The sequence below is a fragment of the Candidatus Neomicrothrix sp. genome, from assembly GCF_035329545.1.
Classification (GTDB): Bacteria; Actinomycetota; Acidimicrobiia; order Acidimicrobiales; family Microtrichaceae; genus Microthrix; species Microthrix subdominans.
Map to the genome: position 1 here is coordinate 32,408 of NZ_DAOLGP010000028.1, position 26,345 is coordinate 58,752.

Annotated in this window: 24 protein-coding genes and 1 rRNA gene; 14 read left to right on the forward strand and 11 right to left on the reverse strand. The window is 69.3% G+C overall.

Annotation, left to right across the window (positions count from 1 at the left end; all coding sequences use genetic code 11):
• Nucleotides 1-12 precede the first annotated feature (12 nt).
• The 3 genes from PKD89_RS14285 to PKD89_RS14295 are packed head-to-tail and all read right to left on the reverse strand — an operon-like array spanning nucleotide 13 to nucleotide 2,537.
• The gene (locus PKD89_RS14285) at nucleotides 13-360 is read right to left on the reverse strand and encodes a hypothetical protein (protein ID WP_287374837.1); all 348 of its coding nucleotides are present in this window, start codon (nucleotides 358-360) and stop codon (nucleotides 13-15) included.
• Nucleotides 357-887, reverse strand: coding sequence for a hypothetical protein (locus PKD89_RS14290; protein ID WP_287374835.1), 531 nt, complete (start codon nucleotides 885-887; stop codon nucleotides 357-359). The genes PKD89_RS14285 and PKD89_RS14290 overlap by 4 nt, the downstream gene beginning before the upstream one ends.
• 27 nt (nucleotides 888-914) lie before the next feature.
• Nucleotides 915-2,537, reverse strand: coding sequence for a succinic semialdehyde dehydrogenase (locus PKD89_RS14295; protein WP_289012133.1), 1,623 nt, complete (start codon nucleotides 2,535-2,537; stop codon nucleotides 915-917).
• An 83-nt stretch (nucleotides 2,538-2,620) separates the two neighbouring features.
• Between PKD89_RS14295 and ald the strand changes: the two genes are divergently transcribed.
• On the forward strand, nucleotides 2,621-3,742 hold the full coding sequence (gene ald, locus PKD89_RS14300) for an alanine dehydrogenase (RefSeq protein ID WP_289012132.1): 1,122 nt from the start codon (nucleotides 2,621-2,623) through the stop codon (nucleotides 3,740-3,742).
• A gap of 21 nt (nucleotides 3,743-3,763) precedes the next feature.
• Here the strand turns inward: ald and argC are convergent, their stop codons facing one another.
• On the reverse strand, nucleotides 3,764-4,777 hold the full coding sequence (argC, locus tag PKD89_RS14305; RefSeq protein WP_349257355.1) for an N-acetyl-gamma-glutamyl-phosphate reductase: 1,014 nt from the start codon (nucleotides 4,775-4,777) through the stop codon (nucleotides 3,764-3,766).
• 170 nt (nucleotides 4,778-4,947) lie between these two features.
• Here argC and argB point away from each other — a divergent pair, with 170 nt between their 5' ends.
• From argB to PKD89_RS14330, 5 genes are all read left to right on the forward strand, one after another.
• Nucleotides 4,948-5,931: an acetylglutamate kinase gene (argB, locus tag PKD89_RS14310; RefSeq protein ID WP_289012130.1), complete on the forward strand. Its 984-nt coding sequence runs from the start codon at nucleotides 4,948-4,950 to the stop codon at nucleotides 5,929-5,931.
• Between the two features lie 167 nt (nucleotides 5,932-6,098).
• Complete coding sequence (locus PKD89_RS14315) at nucleotides 6,099-7,280, forward strand: acetylornithine transaminase (protein ID WP_349257356.1); 1,182 nt, start codon at nucleotides 6,099-6,101, stop codon at nucleotides 7,278-7,280.
• 154 nt (nucleotides 7,281-7,434) lie between these two features.
• On the forward strand, nucleotides 7,435-8,403 hold the full coding sequence (gene argF / locus PKD89_RS14320; RefSeq protein ID WP_289012128.1) for an ornithine carbamoyltransferase: 969 nt from the start codon (nucleotides 7,435-7,437) through the stop codon (nucleotides 8,401-8,403).
• Nucleotides 8,396-8,944: an arginine repressor gene (locus tag PKD89_RS14325; RefSeq protein WP_289012126.1), complete on the forward strand. Its 549-nt coding sequence runs from the start codon at nucleotides 8,396-8,398 to the stop codon at nucleotides 8,942-8,944. Before argF ends, PKD89_RS14325 begins: the two co-directional genes overlap by 8 nt.
• Nucleotides 8,941-9,642 (forward strand): ATP-dependent zinc protease family protein, encoded by a 702-nt coding sequence (locus PKD89_RS14330; RefSeq protein ID WP_289012124.1) that lies wholly within the window; start codon nucleotides 8,941-8,943, stop codon nucleotides 9,640-9,642. The genes PKD89_RS14325 and PKD89_RS14330 overlap by 4 nt, the downstream gene beginning before the upstream one ends.
• A 181-nt stretch (nucleotides 9,643-9,823) precedes the next feature.
• On the opposite strand, the gene argG is transcribed toward PKD89_RS14330, so the two are convergent.
• Together argG and PKD89_RS14340 are read right to left on the reverse strand one after the other, a co-directional pair.
• Nucleotides 9,824-11,137: an argininosuccinate synthase gene (argG, locus tag PKD89_RS14335; RefSeq protein ID WP_349257357.1), complete on the reverse strand. Its 1,314-nt coding sequence runs from the start codon at nucleotides 11,135-11,137 to the stop codon at nucleotides 9,824-9,826.
• A gap of 140 nt (nucleotides 11,138-11,277) precedes the next feature.
• Nucleotides 11,278-11,784, reverse strand: a complete 507-nt coding sequence (locus PKD89_RS14340; protein ID WP_289012122.1) for a flavin reductase family protein — start codon at nucleotides 11,782-11,784, stop codon at nucleotides 11,278-11,280.
• 88 nt (nucleotides 11,785-11,872) lie between these two features.
• On the opposite strand from PKD89_RS14340, the gene rimK reads away from it, so the two are divergent.
• The 4 genes from rimK (at nucleotide 11,873) to bfr (ending at nucleotide 14,641) form a co-directional block, all read left to right on the forward strand.
• Nucleotides 11,873-12,784 (forward strand): 30S ribosomal protein S6--L-glutamate ligase, encoded by a 912-nt coding sequence (rimK, locus tag PKD89_RS14345; RefSeq protein WP_287374805.1) that lies wholly within the window; start codon nucleotides 11,873-11,875, stop codon nucleotides 12,782-12,784.
• Between the two features lie 17 nt (nucleotides 12,785-12,801).
• Entirely contained in the window at nucleotides 12,802-13,830 is a 1,029-nt protein-coding gene (locus PKD89_RS14350) for a succinylglutamate desuccinylase/aspartoacylase family protein (RefSeq protein WP_289012121.1), read from the forward strand.
• A 119-nt stretch (nucleotides 13,831-13,949) separates the two neighbouring features.
• Nucleotides 13,950-14,174, forward strand: a complete 225-nt coding sequence (locus PKD89_RS14355; protein ID WP_289012120.1) for a (2Fe-2S)-binding protein — start codon at nucleotides 13,950-13,952, stop codon at nucleotides 14,172-14,174.
• The gene (bfr, locus tag PKD89_RS14360) at nucleotides 14,171-14,641 is read left to right on the forward strand and encodes a bacterioferritin (RefSeq protein ID WP_287374793.1); all 471 of its coding nucleotides are present in this window, start codon (nucleotides 14,171-14,173) and stop codon (nucleotides 14,639-14,641) included. Before PKD89_RS14355 ends, bfr begins: the two co-directional genes overlap by 4 nt.
• 69 nt (nucleotides 14,642-14,710) lie before the next feature.
• Here the strand turns inward: bfr and mgtE are convergent, their stop codons facing one another.
• From mgtE to PKD89_RS14375, 3 genes are all read right to left on the reverse strand, one after another.
• Nucleotides 14,711-16,042, reverse strand: a complete 1,332-nt coding sequence (gene mgtE, locus PKD89_RS14365) for a magnesium transporter (protein WP_289012119.1) — start codon at nucleotides 16,040-16,042, stop codon at nucleotides 14,711-14,713.
• Between the two features lie 129 nt (nucleotides 16,043-16,171).
• Nucleotides 16,172-17,470: a glutaminase A gene (glsA, locus tag PKD89_RS14370; protein WP_289012118.1), complete on the reverse strand. Its 1,299-nt coding sequence runs from the start codon at nucleotides 17,468-17,470 to the stop codon at nucleotides 16,172-16,174.
• A gap of 135 nt (nucleotides 17,471-17,605) precedes the next feature.
• Nucleotides 17,606-18,556 (reverse strand): ribonuclease Z, encoded by a 951-nt coding sequence (locus PKD89_RS14375; RefSeq protein WP_289012117.1) that lies wholly within the window; start codon nucleotides 18,554-18,556, stop codon nucleotides 17,606-17,608.
• Nucleotides 18,557-18,695: 139 nt separating this feature from the next.
• Between PKD89_RS14375 and argH the strand changes: the two genes are divergently transcribed.
• Both argH and PKD89_RS14385 read left to right on the forward strand, forming a co-directional pair.
• Nucleotides 18,696-20,186: an argininosuccinate lyase gene (gene argH, locus PKD89_RS14380; RefSeq protein ID WP_289012116.1), complete on the forward strand. Its 1,491-nt coding sequence runs from the start codon at nucleotides 18,696-18,698 to the stop codon at nucleotides 20,184-20,186.
• A gap of 32 nt (nucleotides 20,187-20,218) precedes the next feature.
• Nucleotides 20,219-20,806: a DNA-3-methyladenine glycosylase gene (locus tag PKD89_RS14385; protein WP_289012115.1), complete on the forward strand. Its 588-nt coding sequence runs from the start codon at nucleotides 20,219-20,221 to the stop codon at nucleotides 20,804-20,806.
• Nucleotides 20,807-20,855: 49 nt separating this feature from the next.
• Here PKD89_RS14385 and PKD89_RS14390 read toward each other — a convergent pair whose 3' ends face one another.
• Nucleotides 20,856-21,434 (reverse strand): hypothetical protein, encoded by a 579-nt coding sequence (locus tag PKD89_RS14390; RefSeq protein ID WP_289012114.1) that lies wholly within the window; start codon nucleotides 21,432-21,434, stop codon nucleotides 20,856-20,858.
• Nucleotides 21,435-21,487: 53 nt separating this feature from the next.
• Nucleotides 21,488-23,926, reverse strand: coding sequence for a transglycosylase domain-containing protein (locus PKD89_RS14395; protein WP_324332511.1), 2,439 nt, complete (start codon nucleotides 23,924-23,926; stop codon nucleotides 21,488-21,490).
• 167 nt (nucleotides 23,927-24,093) lie between these two features.
• On the opposite strand from PKD89_RS14395, the gene tyrS reads away from it, so the two are divergent.
• On the forward strand, nucleotides 24,094-25,446 hold the full coding sequence (gene tyrS, locus PKD89_RS14400) for a tyrosine--tRNA ligase (RefSeq protein ID WP_289012113.1): 1,353 nt from the start codon (nucleotides 24,094-24,096) through the stop codon (nucleotides 25,444-25,446).
• A 538-nt stretch (nucleotides 25,447-25,984) separates the two neighbouring features.
• Nucleotides 25,985-26,345: ribosomal RNA gene (locus PKD89_RS14405) — 16S ribosomal RNA — on the forward strand; the annotation flags it as partial.

Consider the following 26,345-nt stretch of genomic DNA (forward strand, 5'->3'; position numbering starts at 1 on the left):
AGCTGAGGCCGGTCAGGCCTCGGCGTGAAAGCGGCGCCTCAGGGTGCCGAAGATCGCCAGGTTGACCAGGTGGCTGACGCCGACGATCAACAACAGCAGCGCCACCCTGCTGACCAGCACCCGGACGGCCGCCTCGCCGCCCGACGGGATGCCCAGGCCGACCAGCAACGACGCCATCGCCAGCGTGAACAAGGCAAAAGCGATCAGCAACATGTTGTTGACGGTCGCCGCCTGTTTCTCGTCCGGGAAGACGTCCTCGAGGTAGATCTGCCCGCTCTCGCGCATCAAGGGGCCCAGAAAGACCAGCAGGACCACCGCCACTCCGATGTAGACGACGGCGGAGATGAGGACCGAGGTCATCGCTGTGGTTCCGATCGGCCCGGGTCCGCCTGCGAGGCTGGAGGATCGGCCGTGATGACCGGATCGAACGGAGTGGAGGGCTCACCGGTCGTGTCGGCGGGGGTGCGGCCTGGCGTGGCCGCCTCGGTTCGTGCCTGCTCGGCTCGTGAGGCCTTCTCCTCGGCGTCCTCGGCGTCCTCGTCCCGTTCGTCCTGGATCCGGTTGCCGAGGTAGCCGTAGGCGCCCAGGTTGGTGAGAAAGGCGGCGCCGACGACGGCCAGCAGGGCGGCCAGACGAAGGAACAGCGTGGTGACGGCGTCGGTGGGGGTACGTGGTGACCCGAGGCCGACCAGGAACAGGGCCAGGGACAAGGTGATCAGCGACAGGCCGGTCACCAGCAGGCGGTTGACCGCTTCCGCCCGCTCCTTGGTGCTGAACACGTGCTCGAGGTATTCCTGGCCGGCCGCCTGCCACTGCGGGATCGCCACGATCACCAGGGCGAACGCCACGAACAGGTACACGAACATGGTGATGATCTCGACGCTCACCGGCTCATCCTCCTCGGCCGTGGGGCGCTAGAACGGCAGATACTTCTGCAGCCTCAGCGCGGTGCTCAACCGCTCAGCGTATTCCCTCGGGTTGCTGGGCCGTTGGACCAGGTCGAGTAGCGGGGAACGGGTGGAGATGTTCTGCGACTCGGTGTACTTCAGCAGGCCGACCGCGCCGTGGCGCCGCCCGACGCCCGAGGCGCCCATGCCGCCCATCGGGGCATCCAGGCTGGACCAAGCGGCGGCGTAGCCGTCGTTGACGTTGACCGTGCCCGCCCGCAGGCGGCGAGCGATCGCCCGGCCCCTCGAGGCGTCCCGGCACAGCACCGAGGCGTTGAGCCCGTACTCGGTGTCGTTGGCGGCGGCGATCGCCTCGTCGACGTTGGCCACCGGGTAGATCGACACGAGCGGACCGAACGTCTCCTCCCGGTACACCGCCGCCGAGGCGGGGACGTCGGTGAGGATGGTCGGCTCGTGGAACCACGGCGCCAGCTCGGGGCGGGCATCGCCGCCGGCGACGACCGTGGCGCCCTTGGACACAGCGTCGGTCACGTGCTCGCGCATCTTGTCCAGCTGATCGGCTGAGGCCAGCGGCCCCATCTCGGGGCCGTAGCCCACCTCCGAACCCAGCCGCAGCGCCCGAGTGGCGGCTGCGAAGGCCTTGGTGAACTGCTCGGCCACCTCAGCGAGCACGTAGATGCGCTCGATCGCGATGCACAGCTGGCCACCGTTGGCGAAGCAGGCGATGGTGGCCACCTTGGCCGCCCGTTCCACGTCGATGTCGTCGGTGACGACCATGGCGTTCTTGCCGCCGAGCTCGGCGGAGAAGTCGACCAGGCGGGCGGCGCTCTGGGTGGCGATCGACTTGCCGGTTTCGGTCGAGCCGGTGAACATCACGTAGTCGGCGCTTTCGATGATGGCGGTGCCCACCACACGGCCCTGCCCGGTGACCACTCGCATCAGCCCCTTGGGCAGACCGGCCTCCTCGAGCAGTTCCACCGCACGCAGCGCGGTGTAGGGGGTTTGCGAGTCCGGCTTGATCACCACGCCGTTGCCGGCCATCAGCGCTGCCAGTGCGTCGCCGACCGCCAGCGACAGCGGGTAGTTCCACGGCGAGATAATGCCGATGACGCCCTTGGGCACGTGGCGCTCCACCGTGCGGATCAGGCCGGGGAACGCGCTCGCCCTGCCGGTCTCAGCCAGCAGCTTGGGGCCGGTCTTAGCGTAATAGCGGGCGGTGATCGTCGTGTCGGCGACCTCCTCGAAGGCCCAGGCCCGGCTCTTACCGTTCTCCAGCTGGATGAGATCGCACAGCTCTTCGCGATGATCGAGCACGAGGTCGGCGTAGTCGGCCAGGATCCGGGCCCGATCCTTGGTCGATGTCTCGGCCCACATGCGCTGGGCTCGCCGTGCGCCGGTGATGGCGGCGGTGACGTCGTCGGTGGTGCCGATCGGCATGAGCCCCAGGGGTTCGCCGTCGATCGGGGACAGCACGGTGTGGGACGGACGATCGTCCTCCAACAGGTCGACCCGGCGGGCCAGCCGGATCAACTCGGCCCGTTCGGGGGTCCCCCGATCCTGGGTGGGCGTCGGTGCGGTGCTCTCGGACGGTGCGGACGCCGTCCCGGCGGAGGTCTCCGTTGTAGACATGTTCCTCAGGCTACCTGCGAGCTCGTCCGGGCCGACCAACGCGGCACCGGCGCCGGAGCTGGAAGCCGATATCGTCACGGCCCGTGACGACCGTAGGTATTCCCACCGAGATCAAGTCCGACGAGTTTCGGGTGGCGATCACCCCGGATGGAGTGCGCGAGCTGCACCAGCAGGGCGTGGCGGTGCTCGTCCAGGCGGGAGCGGGGGCGGGCGCCGCCATCCCCGACGAGGACTACGCCGCCGCCGGAGCCGAACTGGCGGACGAGGCCGGCGAGCTGTGGGAGCGCTCCGACCTGGTGTGCAAGGTGAAGGAACCACTCGAGCCCGAATTTGAGTACCTGCGGCCCGGGCTGGCGCTGTTTACCTTCCTCCACCTGGCCGGGTACCCCAAGGTGGCCGATGCGCTGATCGAGCGTGAGGTGACCTCGATCGCCTACGAAACCGTGCAGACCGCCTCGGGTGCCCTCCCGCTGCTTGCACCGATGAGCGAGGTGGCCGGGCGCATGTCGGTGCAGGTGGGCGCCAACCTGCTGGAGCGGCACCACGGGGGTCGCGGCGTGCTGATGGGTGGCGTCCCCGGCGTTCGCCCGGCGCGGGTGGCGGTCATCGGCGCAGGCAACGTCGGCTGGAACGCCGCTCGCACCGCAGCGGGCCTCGACGCCGACGTCGACCTGCTCGACAAGTCGGTCGACCGACTGCGCTGGGTGGATGAGATCCACAACGGACGGGTGCGGACGCTGACCGCAAACCGCGGCCAGGTCGAGCGCACGGCGGCCGAGGCCGACCTGCTGATCGGCGCGGTGCTGGTGGCGGGGGGTAGGGCACCGGTGGTCGTGTCCGAGGAGATGGTGAAGACGATGAAGCCGGGAGCGGTGATCGTCGACATCGCCATCGACCAGGGCGGCTGCGTCGAGACGTCGCGGGAGACCACCCACGAAGACCCGGTGTTCGAGCGGCACGGCGTGCTTCACTACGCGGTGGGCAACATGCCCGGCGCAGTGCCCCATACCTCCACCTACGCCCTCACCAACGTCACGCTGCCGTACCTGGCCGCCCTCGGACGGGACGGCGTCGCGCAGGCGACCGCCGCCGACCCGGCGTTGGCGCTGGGCGTCAACACGGCGGCCGGCCACATGGTGAACCCGGTGGTCGCCGAGGCCCTGGGACGGCCGTCGGTCGACCTGGTCGAGGCGCTGGTCGGCTGAGTCTGGGCCGAGGGATCGGCCTCAGGGCATCAGGCCGGCGACGGGCAGGCCTGCGGTCTCGGGTAGGCCCAACATGACGTTGGCGTTTTGGATCGCCTGGCCCGAGGCGCCCTTGACCAGGTTGTCGATCGCCGAGATGGTGATGAGCCATCCGGTGCGGGGATCGACCCGGGCGGTGAGGTGCACCGTGTTGGCGCCCAGGGTGGCCTTGGTCGACGGGCTGGCCTCGGAGACGACGACGAACGGCTCGGACCCGTAGGCGTCGGCCAGGACGCCCAAAGCGTCGTCGGTGGTCAGCTCGCCGGTGGGGCGGGCGTAGCTGGTGGCGAGGATGCCCCGGTTCATCGGTGCCAGGTGCGGGGTGAACAGCACCTGCGCCTCGGTCATCAGCTCGATCTCGGCGGTGTGGCGATGATCGAGCAGGCCGTAGGCGGTGAAGTTCTCGTCGACGGTGCAAAAGGTGGTGTTGGGCTTGGGGGGCCGCCCCGCACCTGACACCCCGGAGGCGGCGTCGACGATGATCCCCGACGGCTCGATCAGCCCGGCCCGCATGAACGGCACCAGCGCCAGCGACGGCCCGGTGGGATAGCACCCCGGATTGGCGACCAACGCTGCGCCGGCTACGTCGACGCGGCACAGCTCGGTCAGCCCGAAAACGGCGGAGTCGAGCAGCTCGGGGGCGGTGTGCTCCTCGCCGTACCACCGCTGGTAGGTGGCCGCATCGGGCAGCCGGAAGTCCGCCCCGAGGTCGACCACCTTGCCGGCGCGGGGCAAAAGCTCGCCCATCAGGCCCATCGATGCCCCGTGGGGCAGCCCGCAGAACACGAGGTCGACGTCGTCGACCAGGTCGGGCTCGTAAGGGACGAAGGCGAGGTCGCCGTAGGCGGCGGCGAGGGAAGGGTAGAGCTCGGCCACCCCGGAGCCGGCCTGCGAGGCGCCGGTGGCGAAGGCCACTTCGAGGTGGGGATGGCCGGCCAGGAGGCGCATCAGCTCGGCGCCGGTGAAGCCGGACGCGCCGACGATGCCCACCCGCAGTGGCGCTGCGGGTGGGGACGCTGCGCCGCTTGACGGAGCGGGGCCGGGTGACGCTGGGGGGGTCGATGTGGGGCTGGACGGGGCGACGGTCTCCATGGCCGAACCCTACCAGGGCTACAATTTGTTGCAATTCATTGCACAAGTTCGCTGAAGACGGCTAGCCTGCCCCGATGAACGATCCTGGGCCGTCCAACTTCGACCCACCGCATCAGGACCTCCCGAACCGGGATCCGTCGAACCCCGCATCTTCCTCGGAGGGCGCAGCCGAGCCCGGCACGGTCAGCGAGACGGTGATCGATGCGCTCGGCGGGTTTCGGCGCGACGTGGACGTGCTGTTGCAGGCCCTGCCGTACATCCAGCGGTTTCGAGGGGCCACCGTCGTCGTGAAGTTCGGCGGCCATGCCATGGTCGACGAGGCGCTGTCGGCCGAGTTCGCCCGCGACATCGTCCTGATGCACCAGGTTGGCCTCAAGCCGGTGATCGTGCACGGTGGAGGCCCCCAGATCGGGGCCTGGCTCGACCGCCTGGGCCTGACGTCCACCTTTGTCGGGGGGCGTCGGGTGACCGACGCCGACACCCTCGAGGTGGCGTCGATGGTGCTGGTGGGCAAGGTCAACCACGGGCTGGTCGCTGCGATCAACGCCCACCACCCGGTGGCGGTTGGCCTGTCCGGCTCGGCCGCACAGCTGCTCGAAGTGGCCCCGGCGGCCGCCGAACTCGGCTTCGTCGGGCAGGTCACCAGCGTGCGGCCCGAGCTGATCAGGCGCCTGCTCGAGGAGGAACTCGTTCCGGTGATCTCCACGATCGGCACCTTCGGGGGGCAGAGCTACAACATCAACGCCGACGACGTCGCGGCAGCGGTTGCCGAGGCGCTCGGCGCCGAGAAGTTGATCTTTCTCACCGACGTCCCCGGCGTGATGATCGACCAGGCGGACCCGGACAGCCTGGTGGCCTCGCTGACGGCGGGACGGGCGCGCGCCATGATCGGCGACGGCACGATCGGCGGCGGCATGGTGCCCAAGATCGAAGGGTGCCTGCGGGCGCTCGACGGCGGCGTGGGCAGCGTGCACCTGGTCGACGGCCGCCAGCCCCACGTGCTGTTACTCGAGCTGCTCACCGACGCCGGCGTCGGCACGATGCTGACCCGAACGTGAACCCGGAGAGGTGTGGAGGTGTGCCGGTGAATCTCACCGGCACACCTCCACACCTCCCGTCCACACCTCCCGTCCACACCTGTCGAGCCGCACACCGACCGCACACAGACCCGCACTTCGGAGCACACATGACCACCGCACACAACCCCGATCCACACAGCACCGCCATGGGGGCACCCGAGGGCATGGAGCGCTGCCCGATCATGTCGACCTATGCGGCGCCGTCGATTCGGTTCGTCGAGGGGTCGGGCAGCTGGCTGACCGACCGGGAGGGCAAGCGCTACCTCGACCTGTTGTCCGGCCTGGCGGTCACATCGCTGGGCCACGCCCACCCGGCGGTGGCCGAGGCGGTGGCGGCCCAGGCCCAGCGGCTGGTGCACACCTCCAACCTGTACGCCACCGAGCACGCCGCCCCGGTGGCCCAGACGCTCGACCGGTTGCTCGGTGGAGGCGGTCAGGTGTTCTTCGCAAACAGTGGGGCCGAGGCCAACGAGTGCGCGATGAAGCTGGCCCGCAAGTGGGCCGGACACGGCCGCTACGTCGTCGTCAGCGCCTACGGGTCGTTCCACGGCCGCACGATGGCCACCCTGGCCGCCACCGGCCAGCCGGCCAAGCACGAACCGTTTGCCCCGATGCCCGAGGGTTACCGGCATGTGGCCTGGGCCGACCTGGCCCACCTGGAGTCGGCGATCGACGAGACGGTCGCCGCCGTGATCATCGAGCCGATCCAGGGGGAGGGAGGGGTTCACCCCGCCGAGACCGAGTACCTGGCGGGCATCCGCCGGCTGTGCGACGAGCGCAACCTGTTGATGATCCTCGACGAGGTGCAGACCGGGCTGGGGCGCACCGGCGCCTGGTTCGGCTTTCAGCACGCCGGGGTGGCCCCCGATGTGGTGACCATCGCCAAAGCGTTGGGCAACGGCGTACCGATCTCGGCCTGTTGGGCGCGGGCGGAGGTGGCCGCCGCTTTTCGGCCCGGCGACCACGGCTCGACCTTTGGGGGCAACCCGTTGTGTACCGCCGCCGCACGGGCCACGCTCGAGGTGATGGAGGACGAGGACGTACCCGCCCGCGCCGCTCGGGCCGGTGCGCTGCTGCGGGGCGGCCTGTCTGCGCTGGCGGGCGTGGCCGAGGTGCGGGGCGCCGGGTTGTTGCTGGCGGCGGAACTGGACGGCATCGACGCCGGCCCCGTGGCCGCCGACCTGCTCGCCGCCGGCGTCATCGTCAACGCGGTGACGCCGACCGCGCTCCGCCTGGCCCCCAGCCTGTTGATCTCCGACGAGGAGATCGAGGAAGCGACCGACCGGATCGGTGCCGTGCTCGACGCCCATCGCGCCGGGGGTGACTGATGCCCGCGCCCGGTGCCTGCAACGGCATCGCCCCGACCCGACGCTCCGAACCGCACCGACCTACCAGTGCAACGCCCAACTGCATGATGCCGACCCACATGACGCCGACCCACACGACGCCTGCGCACATGAACCCGATCGAAGGGACCCCGAAATGAACCCAACAACCAGCCAGCAGGTGCCGCACTTCCTGTCGATGGCCGACCTCTCAGCCGATGACCTGGGCGTCGTCCTCGAGCGCTCGGCCGACCCCGACCCGCCCCGAACGCTGCTGGGTGGCAGGGGCGCCGGGTTGATCTTCGAAAAGCCCTCCGCCCGCACCCGCAACTCCACCGAGATGGCGGTCGTGCAGCTCGGCGGCCATCCGGTGACGATCCGCCCCGACGAGATCGGCCTCGGCGAACGGGAGGCGATCTCCGACGTCGCACGGGTGCTGTCCCGCTACTTCGCCGTGCTCGGCGCCCGCACGTTTGCGCACCGCACCCTGACCGAGCTGGCCAGCCACTCGCTCGTGCCGGTGATCAACCTGCTCTCAGACGATGGCCACCCGATCCAGATCCTTGCCGACCTCCTCACCCTGCAGCACGAGTTTGGCGACATCGCACCCCTCGAGATCGCCTGGGTGGGCGATGCCAACAACGTCGCCCGATCCTTGGCCCGGGGCTCGGCGCTGGCCGGCTATTCGGTTCGTTTGTGTGGCCCGGCCGGATACCGCTTCGACGATGCCGAGCTGGCCCGACTGGCCGAGGCGGGCGCCGACGTCACCGTCGTCGACGATCCGATCGAGGCGGTCACCGGCGCCCACGCGGTGTACACGGACACCTGGACATCGATGGGTCAAGAGGAGGAGGCGCACCGCCGCCGGGTGGCCTTCGAGGGCTACCAGGTGACCGAGGAGCTGTTGGAGGCGGCCCGCGACGACGCCATCCTGTTGCACTGCCTGCCGGCTCACCGGGGCGAGGAGGTCACCGACGGCGCGCTGGACGGCCCCCGCAGTCGAGTCTTCGATCAGGCCGAAAACCGCATGCACGCCGCCCGGGGCCTGATCTGGTGGCTGGTCGAACGCTGTGATGCGGCCCGGGCGGGAGATGCGGCTGCGGAAGGTCGGCGCAACCGTGGCTGAGGCCAGACCGCTCTCCAAGCATCAGCGTCAGCACCGTATCGCCGCGCTGCTCGGCGAGGTGCGGGTGACCAGCCAGGCCCGTCTGGCCGAGCTGCTCGCCGAGGAGGGCATTGCGGTCAACCCGTCGACGGTCAGCCGCGACCTCGAAGAGCTGGGCGCGGTCAAGGTGCGCATTCCAGGCGGGGACTCGGCCTACGTGATCGCCGAGCTTCCTCGCAACCAGGTGGCGCCCGCCGACCACCTGCGCCGGGTGTTGGGGGAGTGGGTGGTGGCGGTTGCCAACAGCGGCGAGCTGGTCGTGTTGTCCACCCCGCCCGGCTGCGCGCACGTGGTGGGTTCGGCGGTTGACCGTTCGGGCCTCGACGGCATCCTCGGCACCGTGGCGGGCGACGACACGCTGCTGGTGATCGCAGCCGAGGATCCGGGCGGCTCGGCGTTGGCCGGGTCGCTGGCGGAACTCGCCGGCCTGGACGTGGGGTGGAGCCGACCTGGCCCGGCGGTCGGTCCGGTGGGCTTCATCGCCCCGACGAACGAGCGATGACCGACACGGAGCCCGGGCCGGCCGATGCCGGGGGTGAACCTGTTGGCGATCTTGAGCTGTTCCGTCCGAACGGGGTGGTGCGCCCCGCCTGGTTGGCCGGATGGCGCGAGCACATCGATCTCCCCAAGTTGGGCGCCTACCGGCTCGTCGCCAAGCTGGATACCGGTGCCAGGACGTCGTCGCTGCACGCCCGGGAACTCCACCGCAAAACCGATCGCTCGGGCCGCACCTGGCTGACGATGGAGCTGCTCGCCCCCGAGGAGGACGCCGGCGCCGACCCTCGCGGTCGCAACCGGGACGCAACGGCCGATCCCGATCCCGATGGCGACCCGTCCCCGGATCCCACCGACGCCGGCCGATGGCAGCAACCACCCCAGGCCGCCGGGGCCCCGCCCGGGAACACCTCGGCGGAGGATCGGGACCTGGTCGTCCCGCCGGGCCCGGTGCGGGCGCGCTGGGTTGCCGACCGGATGATCCGGTCCTCCAACGGCGTCGAGGAGCTGCGCCCGGTCATCCGCACGACCGTCGCCCTTGGAGGCCATCGCTGGGCGTGCGAGATGACGCTGGCCGAGCGCGGCTCAATGGGTCACCCGGTGTTGCTCGGGCGCACGGCTATCAGGCGCCGCTTTCTGGTGCACCCGGGGCGCAGCTTTCTCGCCGATGCTCCGTCGGTCATCGCTGGGGCCGGAGGGGTGTGAGCCAACTCGGGAGCCCGATGCGCGCTCTGGCGTACGTCTCGACTCCCCGGTTCGGGGCTCATCGGCAACTCGGGAGCCCGATGCGCGCTCTGGCGTACGTCTCGACTCCCGAGTTGCGGTTCTGGTTCGTGCTGGTTGCGGTTGCGGTTGCAGTTGTGGTTGGTGTCGCGGTCGTGACCGGTTACTCGCCCGGCTCCAGGGCGGGGGAGACATCGCCCTTGCCCAGGGTGCCGATGCGGCGGTAGGTGTTCAGCTTGGAGCGGGTGTCGGCGATGTCGAGGTTGCGCATCGTCAGCTGCCCGATCCGGTCGAGGGGGCCGAAGGCGGAGTCCTCGACGCGCTCCATCGACAGGCGGTCCTCCTCGTAGGTGAAGTTCTCGCCGGTCGTGTCGGTGATCGTGTAGTCGTCGCCGCGCCGTAGACGCACGGTGACCTCGCCGGTGACCGCCGAGCCCACCCAACGCATCAGCGGTTCGCGCAGCATCAGGCACTGCGGGTCGAACCAGCGGCCCTCGTAGAGCAGGCGCCCCAGGCGGCGGCCCATCGTGGCGTAGTTCTCCAGCGTGTTCTCGTTGTGGATGGCGCTCAACAGGCGCTCGTAGCCGATCTGCAACAACGCCATGCCCGGGCCCTCGTAGATGCCCCGCGACTTGGCCTCGATGATCCGGTTCTCGATCTGGTCGCTCATGCCCAGACCGTGGCGGCCGCCGATGGCGTTGGCCTCCATCACCAGCGCAACCGAGTCGGCGAACGTCGCACCGTTGAGGGTGGTGGGCCAGCCCTCCTCGAAGCCGATCGTGATGTCCTCGGTGGCGATGTCGACGTCCGGTTCCCAATGGGCGACGCCCATGATCGGCGTGACGATTTCCATCGAGGTCGACAGGTCCTCGAGAGCCTTGGCCTCGTGGGTGGCGCCCCAAATGTTGGCGTCGGTCGAATACGCCTTCTCGGTCGGGTCGCGGTAGGGCAGGTTGTTGGCTTGGAGGAACTCGCTCATGCCCGCCCGCCCGCCGAGTTCGTCGACGAAGGTCGGATCGAGCCACGGCTTGTAGATGCGCAGCTCGGGATTGACCAGCAGGCCGTAGCGGTAGAACCGCTCGATGTCGTTGCCTTTGTAGGTGGAGCCGTCGCCCCAGATGTCGACCCCGTCCTCGTGCATCGCACGCACGAGCAGCGTGCCGGTGACCGCCCGGCCAAGCGGCGTGGAGTTGTAATAGGTCCGGCCGGCGGTGCGGATGTGGAAGGCGCCGCACTGCAGGGCGATCAGCCCCTCGCGAACCAGCTCGGTGCGGCAGTCGATCAGCCGGGCCTCCTCGGCGCCGTACTCCTTGGCCCGAACCGGAACCGAGTCCAGGTCGGGCTCGTCGTACTGGCCGATGTCGGCGGTGTAGGCGTAGGGGATGGCGCCGCGCTCGCGCATCCAGGCGACGGCGGCCGACGTGTCGAGGCCGCCCGAGAACGCGATGCCCACCCGCTCGCCGACCGGCAGCTTCATCAACACCTTGGAGTTCGAGGCGGGGTCGGAGGCAGCTGCGCCGTCGGCTGAAGGATCGTCGGCGGAGGGTTCGGGGGGTGCTTGAGCCATCGGAGGAGTGTAGGCGTCCGGTATTTGCCGGTCGTTTCCCCCGGGCGGTGCTACTTGTGGCCGCCTCGGGGTACGCCGCCGTACTTCATCCGGGTGTCGGCCAGTGAGGCGGCGCGTGCGTCGTCGTTGTTGATGCCGGCGTCGGCAAGCTCACCGGCGAACAGGGTGTGGGTGCCAAAGTCGATCGCCTGGCGTACCCGGCAGTCCAGCCAGGCGATCGCCTCGTCGAATATCGGCGCGCCGGTGGCCTGTGCCGTGACCGGCCGCCCGTTGAGCGCCCCGTCGGCGTCGCTCGCCGGCTTGGAGAACTTCACGAACGGACGGGTGTTCTCGGCGTCCCACAGATTGACGCTGAAGCAACCGCCCTCGCTGATCAACCGGTGGGTGATTGCGGTGTTGTCGACGCCGATGCCGATGATCACCGGCTCCATCGACAGCTGGGTGACCCAGCTGGTGGTCATCGCATTGCGCTCATCGCCCGAGCGGGAGCCGACGAGCACCAGGGCGTTGGGGATTTTCCACGTGACGCGGTTGATCAGCTCCGGATCGAGGCTCATGTCGGCACCGTAGTTGGAACCGATAGGGTGCGCCGGGGCCCCACGATCTGGGGTGTGTCCCGCCCGTCAACGTGTTCAAGGCTCGTGTATGAAGATCGCCATCCTGTCGAGAAACTCCAACCTGTACTCGACGAACCGGCTGCGCGAGGCGGCGGTGGAGCGCGGCCACGACGCCAGGGTGGTCGACTACCTGCGCTGTTACATGAACATCACCGCCCATCGACCCCAGATCATTTACCAAGGGTCCGAGCTGGAGGGATTCGACGCCATCGTGCCCCGCATCGGGGCGAGCCACACGTTCTACGGCACGGCGGTTGTACGGCAGTTCGAGATGATGAAGGTGTTCTCGGTCAACGGCAGCCAGGCGATCAGCCGCAGCCGGGACAAGCTGCGGTCGCTGCAGCTGCTCAGCCAGGGTGGGATCGGGCTGCCGGTGACCGGCTTTGCCCACTCGACCAAGGACATCGACGGCCTGCTGGAGACGGTCGGCGGCGCACCGGTGGTCGTCAAGCTGCTCGAGGGTACCCAGGGCATGGGCGTGGTCCTGGCCGAGACCAAGAAGGCGGCCGAGTCGGTCATCGGGGCGTTCCGCCAGCTCGACGCCAACATCCTGGTCCAGGAGTACATCAAGGAGGCCAAGGGGGCCGACATCCGTGCCTTGGTGGTCGGCGGCCGGGTGATCGCCTCGATGCGCCGACAGGGGCCGCCGGGGGAGTTCCGATCCAACCTGCACCGGGGTGGCTCGGCCGAGGTGATCAAGCTGACGCCGGAGGAGCGATCGACCGCGTCGCGGGCCGCCAAGATCACCGGCCTGGCCGTCGCCGGCGTCGACCTGTTGCGGTCCAACCACGGCCCGGTGGTGATGGAGGTCAACTCGTCGCCGGGCCTGGAGGGCATCGAAAAGGCGACCAGCATCGATGTGGCGGGCAAGATCATCGCCTACATCGAGAAGAACCAACCGGCGGCCGCCACCAAGCGACCCCGTCGCTCGACGACCTGAGCGATCGGACCACGGCGATGGCGCCCCGCCAGCGAGCCCCCCGAAACTCACCGGTCGAGCTGGGCGGGGTCACGGTGCAGCCGGGGCGTCGCGCGTCGATCGAGCTGCCGGTCGCCCGCCTTCCGACCCGGTCGTGGATGTCGCTGCCGGTCGTCGTGCTGTGCGGATCCCGCCCCGGACCCACCCTGTGGGTGTCGGCCGCCGTCCACGGCGACGAGCTGCTGGGCGTGGAGATCATCCGCCAGGTGATGCGGGGGATCGACCCTCGGCGGCTGTCGGGCACCATCCTGGCCGTGCCGGTCGTCAACGTGCCCGGTTTCCTGGCCCAGAGCCGCTACACTCCGGATCGGCGCGACCTCAACCGCTCGTTCCCCGGGTCGCCCCGAGGGTCGTTGGCCAGCCGCTTGGCGCACTTGTTCATGACCGAGATCGTCGCCCGTTGCGATGCCGGCCTCGACCTGCACACCGGTTCGAACCACCGGGAAAACCTGCCGCAGATCCGCTGCAACACCGACGATCCGACGACGTTGGCGATGGCCGAGGCGTTCGCCCCTCCGGTGATCGTGCACTCCAAGCTGCGGGCGGGGTCGCTGCGCGACGCCTGCGCCAAGCGCGGCCTTCCCGTGCTGTTGCTCGAAGCGGGAGAGGCGTTGCGCTACGCCGAGTACCCGATCGAGGTCGGCGTGGCCGGGGTGCGCCGCACGCTGGCCCACCTCGGCATGCTGCGCCCCACCGCCTCCCATGAACCTGTCCCGCCTCCACCCGGCCGGCCCGCCCCGGTGATCCGCTCGTCGACCTGGGTGCGTTCCCGCCGCTCGGGCCTGGTGCGCTTCGACGTCGACCTGGGAGCGAGCGTCACCGTCGGCGAGCGCATCGGCACGGTCGCCGACGCCCACGGCCACACCCGCTCGATCGTCAAGAGCCGGGCTGACGGGTTGGTGATCGGCATCACCCGCAACCCGCTGGTCAACCAGGGCGACGCGCTGGTGCACGTGGGCGAGTTCGCCGACTCCGGCCGTGGCGTGGCCACCGACCCGACCGCCTGAGCGAGGCCGGGGCGGCGCGTCGAACACCCCATTGCGCGAGTTAGGCGTGCCTCATAGACTTGGTGAGGTCTCCTCGAGTGGGGGCGGGGTCACCCATCGACACGGGAGCAGCGGATTTCATGGTCGTCTGTCATTGCCTGGCGCTCAACGATCGCACGATCAGGGAGCTGTGCACCGACGGCCCGGTCACGGTCGACGATGTTGTCGCCCGGTGCGGTGCCGGCGGTCGCTGCGGCGGTTGCCGACCGACGATCGAGGCGCTGCTGGCCGAACCCCAGGGATCGACGACGCCGGTGGAACTCGTCGGGGCCGGTCAATCCCCCCGTGTAGCGTCGGCCGCATGAAGGGCTCCCCAGCAATCATCGAGTTTCTGAACGAGGCGTTGACCGCCGAGCTCACCGCCATCAACCAGTACTTCGCACACGCCAAGCTGTGCGAAAACTGGGGCTGGGCCCGGCTGGGAGCCAAGTACCGCGAGGAATCGATCGAGGAGATGCGCGACGCCGAGAAGCTGATGGAGCGCATCCTCCTGCTCGACGGCATGCCCAACCTGCAGCGGCTGGGCAGCGTTCGAGTGGGCGAGACCCCGGCCGAGCAGTTCGAGCTGGACAAGGCGCTCGAGGAGAACGCGGTGGCGATGTACCGCCGCGGGTCGGCGCTGGCGGCGACCGAGGGTGACCCCGGCACCCGGGAACTGCTCGACCAACTGGTGCTCGGCGAGGAGGAGCATCTCGACTGGATCGAGACCCAGCTGCACGCGATCGGCGACATCGGCATCGAGCGCTACCTGCAGTCCCAGCTGGACGCCTGAGCCGAGCGCTCTACTCGGCCGGCGCCTCAGCGGGGTGGGCCACCCCGGCCCCCTCGGAGCGTGGCCGGCTCACACCGAGAGGATCAGGTGGGCGTAGCCGAAGTAGATCAGCAGCCCGGTCGCGTCGACCAGGGTGGTGATCAGCGGAGCGGACACGACCGCCGGGTCGATGTTGACCTTGCGGGCAAAGAAGGGCAGCGCCGCCCCGGCCATCGTTGCCCAGACGCAGATCGTCACCAGGGTGAGGGCGACGACCAGCGCCAGGTTGGGCTCCCAGATCAGGGCAACCGGCACGAACACCGCCGTGCCCAGCATCAGCCCGAGCATGAAGCCCACCCTCGCCTCCCGCCAGACGACCCGTCGCAGGTCCTCGGGGCGCACTTCGTCGACGGCGAGCGCACGCACCATCGACGTCGAGGCCTGGGAGCCGCAGTTGCCGCCGGTGTCGATCAGCAGCGGGATGAACAGGGCGAGCGCCACGACGCGGGCCAGCGAATCCTCGAAGATCTGCAACACGTTGACGGTGAGCGCCGCCGCCACGATCAGCACGAGCAGCCACAGCGCCCGGGTGCGGGCGAGGCCAAACACCGACATCGCCAGGTACGGCTCGCGCGCCGGGCTGCGGCCGCCCTGGAGCGCCATGTCCTCGCTCTCCTCCTCCTCGAGCACCGCCATGGCGTCATCGACGGTCAGCACGCCCACCAGGCGCTGCTCGGCATCGACCACCGGCAGCGCGATCAGGCCCTCGTTGCTGACCAGGCGGGCGGCGACCTCCTGGTCGGTCTGGGTGGAGACGTAGCGCACGTCGGTGTTCATCAGGTCGCCGACGAGCGACTCGCGGTCGGCGATGACCAGGGCGCGCAGGCCGGTGACGCCGATCAGGTGACGCTCGTCGTCGAGCACGGGCAGGGCGTAGATCGTCTCGGCGTCGAGGCCGTCACGACGGATCTTGGCCAGCGCTTCGCCGACGGTCATCGCCTCGCGCAGCGAGATGAACTCCGGGCTCATCAGCCGCCCGGCGGAGTCCTCGGGGTAGCCGAGCAGGGTGGAGGTGAGGGCGAGTTCGCCCGGGCTCAGGGAGGCGAGCAGCCGGTTGGCCACCTTGGCGGGCACCTCGTCGAGCAGGCGCACGCGGTCGTCGGGGTCGAGCTCTTCGATCAGGTGGACGACCCGGTCGGCCCGTAGGCCGCGAAGCAGCCGTTGCTGGTAGGTCGGCTCGAGGATCTCGAAGACCTGGGCGGCCAGGTCGCGGTCGAGCAGGCGGAACACGACCCCCATGGCGTCGTCGTCGAGCCGGACCAGTTCGGCCTCGATGTCGCGGGTGCCCATCGATGCCAGCGAATCACTCAGTGCCTGGGTGTCCGACGAACGGACGAGGGTTGCGATTGGTTCGGGTCCCATCGCTGTACCCTCCCCGACGTGGACGGGGCCGGTCGAATCATGCGGCCGGGCCCATGGGGTCGTCGGGTGTCGTCGTGGTGGGCAACCAAGAGGCCGTCGGCCCGTCTCGTCGGCGCCCTGCGGGATGGATTAACGAGTTGCGTTGTCGCCGTCGGGGGTGAGCAGGCAGGCGGAGTCGAGCAGCTGGAACTCCCAACCGTGGCGTCTCAGGTCGTCGCCGGTCGCGGTCAGCAGCCGGCCGGCGATCGGCCGGGCACGGGTGACGGCCGACAGGTCCACCCGCACCGTGGCCGGCTCGGCCTGCTCGCAGTGATCGAGCAGGTGGTGTACCAGCTGCTCGGTCGACACGAAGTCGAGCTCGCCCCGCACGGCGACCGTGTGCACGCCGTCGCAATCGCGGGTCGACACGATCGGCGAGAGGGGCGAGCGGGGATGACCGAGCAGGTGCATGCCGAAGTAGTCCGACAGCTCGGTGAGCGCCTCAACGCCCCGCACGCTGTTGCCCCGGGCGTCGAGGGGTGCGCTGTGGACGCCGATGCCGAACTGTCCCGGCAGGATGGCGACGATGCCGCCACCGACCCCGCTCTTGGCGGGCAGGCCCACCCGGATCATCCATTCGCCCGAGTAGTCGTACATGCCGCAGCTGGCCATCATCGACAGCGTGTGGCGGGCGGCGAGTTCGCTGACCACCCGATCGCCGGTGACCGGGTTGGTGCCGCCGTGGGCCAGGGTGGCCCCCATCACGGCGAGGTCCTCGACGCTCACCTTCAGCGAGCACTGCTGGAAGTACACCTCCATCGCGTCGGCGACCGACCCGTCCAGGCGGCCGGCCGCCAGCGCCAGGTAACCGAGCGCCCGGTTGCGATCGCCGGTGGCAGCCTCCGACGACAACACCGCCTCGTCGAGCTCGAGCTCCCGCCCGGCGAAGGCCGACATCGCCGCACGCATTCGCCGCACCTGACGGTCGGTGTTGATGCCTGGGACCATCGAGCTGATCACGATCGCCCCGGCGTTGATCATCGCGTTGTCCGGTCGACCGGTGTCGGGCTCGAGGCTGATGGCGTTGAACGGCTCGCCGCTGGGCTCGAAGCCGACGTTCCGGGCGACCTCCTCCAGCCCCAGCTCGTCGATCACCATCGCGTAGACGAACGGCTTGGAGATCGATTGGATCGTGAACGTGTTCTCGTCGCCCGCCCGGTAGCTGCGGCCGAGCACGCTGGTCATGGCGATGCCGAAGCGGTCGGGGTCGACGTGGGCGAGCTCGGGGATGTAGTCGGCCAGCCGACCGCCGTGTTGCCGGCTGGCCCGAATCAGCAGGTCGGCCAGACCGGCGCTGATGTGGTCGGTGCGGCCGGTCGCGTGTGGGCCGGTTGGGTTGGGTGTGGCCCGGACGGTCGGCGGAGGGTTGGGCGTCGAAGGCGGAGGCACGGCGGCGACCCTACCGGTGCCCGGCGGGCGATCCGGTTGCACCAGCAACGTCGAGCGACCACACGACCGGCCGGGCCAGGAGCTCCCCGTCGACGGCACGCGTCGAGGGTCCGGCCGGGTTCGTGATGCCTGACCTCAGCCCGGCTGCGGCACGTTGTTCCAGACAAGTTCCTGGGCCAGTTCGGTGGCCGGGAAAACGCTCTGGGCCTCTTCGAGCAACCCGTCGGTTGAGTCGTAGCGCATCGAAAAGTGGGTGAGCAGCAGCGCCGTGGCGCCGGCGTCGCGGGCGACCCCGGCGGCCTCGGACGCGGTGGCGTGGCCGTGACGATCGGCCAGGTCGGCGTCGGCCTGGGCAAACGTGGCCTCGTGGACCAACAGCCCGACGCCGGTGGCCAACGCTCGTGCTCCGTCGCAGGGTCGTGTGTCGTAGGCGAAGGCCGCCGACGCCCCCGCTGTGGCCGGCCCGGTCACCTCCGAGGGCTCGACGGTCCGCCCGCTGGGCGTGATGACCGCTTCGCCGCGTTGAAGCGCTCCGAGGAGCGGACCGCGGGGCACGCCCAGTTCTGCCAGGCGATCGAGGTCGAGGTTGCCCGGAGCGTCGGAGGCGTCGAAGCGAAACCCGATCGTCGGCACGCGGTGATCGAGGGGGGCGATCGCAACGCCGAGATGATCGATCGGGGCGAGGCGCGTCACGTCTGTGTCGGGGAGCCGGGCCGGGTCGAACTCCTCGATGTCGAGCGGGATGGCGATCCGCAGGGCCGGTGTCGCCGCCAGCGCGTCGAGCAGATCGCTGAGGCCGGTCGGGCCGATCAGGCGAAGCGGACGCTGGCGGTCGTCCATGCCCATCGTTGCCAACAGGCCCGGCAGGCCGAGCACGTGGTCGCCGTGCAGGTGCGTGCAGCAGATGGCGTCGAGCGACGTCGGGGACACCCCGACGGACAGCAACCGGTTCTGAGCGGCCTCGCCGCAGTCGATGAGCACCCGAACGGCCGACTCGGTCGGCGCCGGCACGTCGAGCAGCGTCGAGGAGGTGAAGCGGTCCCGGGTGGGCCGACCCGCTGCGGTGCCGAGGGGAAGGAGACGCACGGGTCCAATCTAGGGCGACCCCGGCTGGAAGCGGTCCAGCGTGCGCGGGGTGCCGGCAGCATCGGGCGTGGGTGCGGCCACCGTGCGGGTGGGGCCCGCCGCGTAGCCTGGCCGCTTCCAATCCCGACCGAGGAGCCCCATGGCCGCCGACCCCCACGCGAACCTCAACGACGACAGCGAGACCGTCGACCCGGCACCGGCCGACCGGCCGACCGCCGAGGGTGGGATCGCCGGCGGTGGGGCCCTGTGGCACGGCAGGTTCGGGTCCGGGCCTGCCGAGTCGCTGATGGCCTACACCGAGAGCATCAGCTTCGACCGACGCCTGCTCTTCGACGACGTGACCGCCTCCCAGGCCCACGTGCGCGGGCTGGCCCGGGGCGGACTGCTCGACGCCGACGAGGAGCGGGCGGTGCTCGAGGCGCTCGAGGCGGTCGCCGCCGAGGAGCGGGCCGGCCGACTGGTGGCCCACGCCGACGACGAGGACATCCATACGCTGATCGAGCGTCGCGTGACCGAGCTGGCGGGCCCGGCGGGCGCCAAGTTGCACACCGGCCGCAGCCGCAACGACCAGGTGGCCACCGCCTTTCGCCTTTGGAGCCGCCGGGCGATGGCCGAGCTGGCTGCGGGCCTGGTCGGGCTGGCCCGCGTGCTGACCGACCGGGCCACCGCGGCCGGTACCGGTGCCGATGCGCCGTCGATCCCCGGGTACACCCATCTGCAGCGGGCCCAGCCGGTGTTGCTGGCCCATCACCTCGCCGCTCACGCCTGGGCGTTGCTGCGCGACGCCGATCGCATCGCCGACTGGATGGACCGCACCGACTGGAGCCCGCTCGGGGCGGGCGCACTGGCCGGATCGTCGCTGCCGCTTGACCCGGCCGGCACGGCGGCCGACCTGGGCCTGGCCCGACCCTTCGAGAACTCCCTCGATGCCACGTCCGACCGTGATTGGGTGGCGGAGGCGACCTTCATCGTGGCGATGGCGGGCGTCCACCTGTCCCGCATGGGGGAGGAGGTGGTGTTGTGGTCCTCCGACGAGTTCGGCTTTGCCACCCTTGACGACGCCTATGCCACCGGCTCGTCGATGCTGCCCCAGAAGAAGAACCCCGACATCGCCGAGCTGGCCCGTGGCAAGGCTGGCCGCCTGATCGGCAACCATGCCGGGTTGCTCGCCACGTTGAAGGGCCTGCCGATGGCCTACAACCGGGATCTGCAGGAGGACAAGGAGCCGCTGTTCGACGGGGTCGACCAGCTCGGCCGGGCGCTGTCGGCCATGGCCGGGCTGTACGCCACGCTGCGCTTCGACACCGAGGCGATGGCGGCTGCGGCCGACAGCCCGGGGGCGGTGGCGACCGACCTGGCCGAGCTGCTCGTCGAATCGGGCATGCCCTTCCGCGAGGCCCACGCCGTGGTGGGGGCGCTGGTGCGGCGCTCGCTGACCGAGGGGGCGAGCCTCGCCGACCTGGTGCGTGCCGAACCGCGCCTGGGGCCGGACGCGGTCGCCTTGTTCGAGCCCGGTGCGTCGGTGGCCAACCGCACCACCCCCGGTGGGGCGGGCCATGCGCCGGTGGCGGCCCAGCTGAGGTCGCTGACCGCTGCGGTCGACGCCGCCGCCGAGCGTTGGGCCAACTAGCCCCGGGGGGCCAGCTCCCACTCGTCGTTCGGGTGGCGCAGGCGCTGATCGGCTGGCGATTAGCGAGCACCGTGGGGATCGACGACGGCGATCCGCTGATCGGTCGCATCGTCGAGACCGAGGCCTACGGCGGCGGCGATGACCCCGCCTCCCACGCCCACCGGGGGCCGACGCCCCGCAACCGGGTCATGTTCGGTCCCGCCGGGCGGCTCTACGTCTACCGGTCCTACGGCATCCACTGGTGCGCCAACGTCGCCGTCGGTCCGGAGGGCACCGGCTCGGCGGTACTCGTGCGAGCGGTCGAGCTCACAGGTCCCGCCCCGGATGCGTTGGCGCGCTCGTTGATCGAGTCCCGTCGTCCCAAGGCCCGCCGACAGGTCGACTGGAGCAATGGCCCCGGCAAGCTGGCCGCCGCTCTGGGGATCACCGGCGAACACGACGGCCTCGACGTGTTCGATCCGAGGTCGCCCATCCGCCTGCTGGCTCCAACGCAGCAGGGGCGCCCGGCACGGTTGCTGGCGACACCTCGCATCGGCATCACCCGGGCGGTGGAGCGCCGCTGGCGTTTCGTCGACGCCGACTCCCGGTGGCGGGGGCCGATCCCTCAGGCGTCCTCATGAGGTGGCTCCCGTCATACCCGGCGTCGCAACCGGGCGGCCTCAGCTCCGCTCAGATGTCGCCGGGGGTGCCGCACTCCTCCATGTTGTTCACCCTGGCGAAGCGGTCGATGTAGCGGCTGACCTGCTTCTTGTCCCGCAACGACTCGGTGAACTGGGAGTCCCTACGACCACTCTCGAGCACGTCGACGAAGCGCTGCCGGTCCTCGATATGACGGTCCCAGTCGCCGAGCCAGGCAGTGACCAACGATGCCTCGGTCGGGTCGGGGGGCGGCTCGAGCGCCGCGAGTTCGTCGGTCATGTCGGTCAGGATGTCGATCGAATCCTCGACCGAAGCGGCGCGGTCCTGGGGTGTCTTGGCATCGGAAGCTGCCGGCAACGTGTCGAATTCGTCCCGCCACTTGGTGCAGACGGCGTTGGCCTGTTTGGTCCACTGCGTGTCGCTGAGCTGGTCGACCGAGTCGGTCGATCCCCACCCGTTGAAGGCCGCAACCCACATCAACACGATGGCGAGCACCCCGAGGGTGGCGAGCGCCATGCCGATGCGCCTCCTGACGAGTGCTCCTCCGGCCAGCGGGGCGTCCGGTGATTCGTCGGCGGGGTCGTTCGGGTCGGTTTCGGGCGGGGTCACGGCGCCAGCCTGCCACTAGCGGCGCGGTGGGGACAGTTCGCCTGGCACGACGCTCAGCCCCCGGCGGGGGCGAGGCCGGCCGAGTCGTTGCCGGTCGGGGGCTGTTCGGTTGACGCGGCGGGCTCGACCCTGATCTCGACGGTCCGGTCCTCCGGCGGCGCAGCGCCGGGGCCGGGCGTCTGGCTCCAGACCGTTCCGGGGCCGACCGCTGCTCCGGTGGCGTCCACCGTGCCCGCCGGGGCGGCGGTGGCGGCTTCGGCCACCTCGAACCCGGCCTGCTTGAGCAACTGCTTGGCATCGGTGGCGCTCAGGCCGAGCAGCGAGGGGACCGCCTGGGTGCCGGGCGCCGCCTCGATCGACACCTCGGCGCCCCGGGTCAGTGTCCGCCCGGGGAGCGGGCTCTGGTTGACGACCGCACCGGGTTGGTTTTGAGGATTCGGCAGCAGCTCACGGAAGGTGACGACCAGGCCGAGTTCCTCCAAGCGGGCCAGCGCATCGCGTTGGCCCCGGCCCCGCACATCGGGCATCTGGACGACGTCGGGCGGCTCCAGCGGTTCGAACTGGCGAACCTCGGGGATGGTCGGTTGCGGCTGCTGGGGGATCGGCTGGGTGAAGGGCGTCGGTGGGGTGAGCGCCAGTGCCTGCTTCATGAAGTCGGCCCAGATCTGTGCCGGTACCTTGCCGCCCTGCACCGACCCGAGGTCCTTGGGGCTGACCGGGCGGCCGTCCGGGCCCTTGATCGACTGGGAGTAGCCAACCCACACCGCCGTGGCCAGGTCGGGGGTGTAGCCGACGAACCAGGCGTCGGAGTTGGCCCCGCTCTTTAGCTCCACCGTGCCGGTCTTGCCCGCCTCGGGTCGTCCGATGTCGGCGTTGGTCTTGCCGGTGCCCTTGGTGATCACGCCGGTGAGGATGCGACTCTCCTCGAAGGCGACTTCCGGTTCGAGCACCTTCCTCTGGCGGTGCTGGTTCTGGTACATCACCGAACCGTCCGCCTTGGTGATGCGGGTGACGAGCACCGGATCGACTCGGATGCCCCGGTTGGCGAACGTCGAATAGGCCGAGGCCATCTCCATGACGGTCGAGTTGTAGGTGCCGAGGGTGATCGTGGCGTTGACGCTGCCGTCGCGCTCCTTGAGCTGGTTCTGCCCGATACCCAGGTCGTAGGCGGTCTCGCGGATCTTCTGGGGGCCAAGCACCCGGGAGGCCAGGTGGGCGAAGCAGGTGTTGGATGAGAAGGCTGCGCAGTCCTCGAGCGTCGCCGACCCGCCCAGCCCGCCGCCGCCCGACGGACACCAGTTGCCGAAACAGGTCTGGCTGGGGGAGGGGAACCGATCGCCGGCCTTGATGCCCTGCTTGAGAGCGGTGGCCAGCGTGATGCCTTTGAAGCTCGACCCGGTGGGACGACCACCGCCGACCGCCAGGTTGACCTTGGCGTAGTCGGTGTCACCGAAGTAGTCCTTGCCACCCACCATCGCCTTGACGTACCCGGAGCGGGGCTCGATCGTGACCAGCGCGGCATCGGGGTCGTGGGAGCCATCGTTTGGATCACCCTCGAAACCCGGGTTGGGCAGCCGGCCGGCGATCGCCGCTTCGGCCTGGGCCTGCGTGTTGAGGTCGAGGGTGGTGTAGATGCGCAGTCCGCCGCCGTAGAGCAGTTCGGCGCGTTCGGCCCGGGTGGTCCCAAACTCCGGGTTGTCGAGAAACCACTCCCTCACTTCGGAGACGAAGTGCCCGGCGGGGAAGGCGGCCTGGCCCGGCGAGGTGCCCTTGGGGATCACGCCGAGGGGGGAGGACTTGGCGGTCTTTGCCGTCTCGGGGTTGATGTAGCCCTCGGAGAGCAGCTCACCGAGCACCACGTTGCGTCGCTTGGTTGCATCTTCGGGGCGCTTGTAGGGGTCGTGCATCGTCGGGGACTGAACGATGCCGGCGAGCATCGCCGATTGGGCCAGGTCGAGGCCGTTGGCCGACTTCCCGAAGTAGGTGTTGGCCGCCGCTTCGATGCCGCTGGCGCCGTTGCCGAAGTACACCGTGTTCAGGTACAGCTCCAGGATCCGCTCCTTGGAGTAGGTGCGCTCGATCTCGATCGCCAGCGATGCCTCCTCCAGCTTGCGGCTGAGGGTCTCCTCGTCACCGAGCAGTGCGTTCTTTACGTACTGCTGGGTGATCGTCGAGCCGCCCTGGGACACCCCGCCGGCCTCGTTGTTCTCCTTGACCGCACGAGCGATCGCCCGGGGGTCGACCCCGTTGTGCTCCCAAAAGCGCCGGTCTTCGATCGACACGATGGCGTTCTGCATGTTGGTCGACACCTGATCGAGCGGAACGCTGATGCGGTTCTGGTCGGCTTGGAGGGTGGTGATGCGCGTGCCGTTGGCGTCGAAGACCGCCGAGGTCTCGGCGGTGTCGGGCAGTGGGATGGGGAGGGCGCGCTTCTCGGTCGTGCACGAAGCGAGCGATCCGGCAACGACGACAAGGACTGCAAGGATGGTCAAGGGGCGGCGCATTGCTCCCTATTCTGACGGGGGCGGCACCCGATGGGTGTGCACCCCGGCTACAGGCGCACTGTTCACAGGTGCCATCGGTCAATTGGGCCAGGTCCCAACGGCGGGTTCACCCAGGTCGCTCCGCCTCGTTCACCCGGGTCGCTACGCTCGGCTGCATGACTGTGGACGCCCCCGGCACCGACCCGATGTCCCAACCGGTGGGCGATGCGCCGGCGTCCGGTGGGAGTTTTCGGTCGCCGTTGCTCACCGACCTGCACGCCCGGGGGCTGATCGCCGACAGCACCGACCTCGACTCACTGGATCGCCGGCTGAGCGAAGGCCCCATCACCCTGTACTGCGGGTTCGATCCGACAGCGGACTCGCTGCATGCGGGACACCTGCAGCAGCTGATGACGCTCGCCCGCTTCGCACGTGCCGGCCATCGCGCGCTCGTGCTCGTCGGCGGGGCGACCGGGCGCATCGGTGATCCTTCTGGACGGGACACGGAGCGGCCCCTGCTCGACGACGACACCCTCGACGCCAACGTGGCGGCCATTCGGGCGCAGGCCAGCAAGTTTGTCGACGTCACCGAACCGGGAACGATGGTCAACAACCTCGACTGGAGCGCAGGGCTGGACCTGCTCGGCTTCCTTCGCGATGTGGGCAAGCACGTCACCGTTTCCTCGATGCTGGCCCGCGACTCGGTCAGGTCTCGGATGGACCGCAGCGAGGGCATCTCCTTCACCGAGTTCTCCTACCAACTGCTCCAGGCCAACGACTTCCTCACCTTGTATAGGTCCGAGGACTGTGAGCTCCAGGTGGCCGGCACCGATCAGTGGGGCAACATCACCGCCGGTATCGACCTCGTCCGCAGGGTGGAGGGTGCCTCACTGCACGGCCTGACAACCCCACTGATCGTGCGATCCGACGGCAAGAAGTTCGGGAAGTCGGTTGGGGGTGCGATCTGGCTGTCGGCCGAGCAGACCAGCCCCTATGCGTTCTACCAATACTGGATGCAGATTCCCGACGACGACGTCGAGGCGCTGCTGCTTCGGCTGACATGGCTCGACATCGAGGTCATCGACGCCATCGTCTCCGAGCACTTCGCGCAACCGCACCGTCGGGAGGGCCAACGCCGGCTGGCCCACCAGCTGACCTCGCTGGTCCACGACGAGCAGGCGGCCCGATCCGCTGCCATCGCCAGCGAGGTGCTCTTCGGTGGTGATCCGGCTGGGCTGGATCGCGACACCCTGGGGATGCTGGCGGTCGAACTGGAGACCACCAACGTGACGGTCGACGAGTTGGCCGACGGCCTCGACGCGGCCGACACCTTCGTCCGTGCAGGTCTGGCCCGTTCCAAAGGGGAGGTTCGCAAGAACGCCTCCGGGTTTCGGGTCAACGGACAGCCGTGTGACCTGGCCGAACCCCTTGACCGCCACGCCCTACTCGATGGGGCGGCCATCCTGCTGAGCCACGGAAAGCGACAACATCGCCTGGTGGTCCTCCGGGACGGGATCACTGTTGGCTAGCGGGTGTGGCCCATCCGGGTCGAGACACCAGGGTCGCTGTGACGGACGGCTCGTCAACTCGATTGGCGGAGGAGGCGAGGGCTGTCTAGGTTCTCCCCTCGTTGCCCCGGCAACACGGACTAGCCCTCCAAGGCAGGCACTCGGAGAAACTTCCGAAAAACCTGCGAAACGACTTGACAGGGCGAGAGACAGTCCGTAAGTTAAGCAGTCGCTTGAAGCACAGCTTCGAACGGCAAACGGATCAACGGTCCCCATCAGGTCTCCCTCCAAGGATTCCGGGATGCGCATCCGAGCAGCAACCAAGGGTTGCAGCGCTCTTTGACAACGGAATAGAGGACGCAGCGAGTGCGGGCCAAGTGCATCGACTTTGTCGATCTGCTTGGACCAATCAATTGAAGTTAGTAATACCAGCAATATGGACCGATCCCGTCTCACGGGATCGTGACGTACTGTTCCAGTTGGCAAAGGGACAACTCCCAATGCCGGCTCTTCTGATCGTCAGCTCGGTCCCCCTTTGGGGGTGTTGGGCTGTCAATCTTCGACGGAGAGTTTGATCCTGGCTCAGGACGAACGCTGGCGGCATGCCTAATACATGCAAGTCGAACGCGACCAGCCGGTGCTTGCACTGGCGAAGTCGAGTGGCGAACGGGTGAGTAACACGTGAGAAACCTACCCTGGAGTGGGGAATAACTCGAAGAAATTCGAGCTAATACCGCATACCTTCTTACCGTCGAATGGTGGTTTGAAGAAAGATTTATCGCTCTGGGAGGGTCTCGCGGCCTATCAGCTAGTTGGTGAGGTAACGGCTCACCAAGGCATCGACGGGTAGCTGGTCTGAGAGGACGATCAGCCACACTGGAACTGAGACACGGTCCAGACTCCTACGGGAGGCAGCAGTA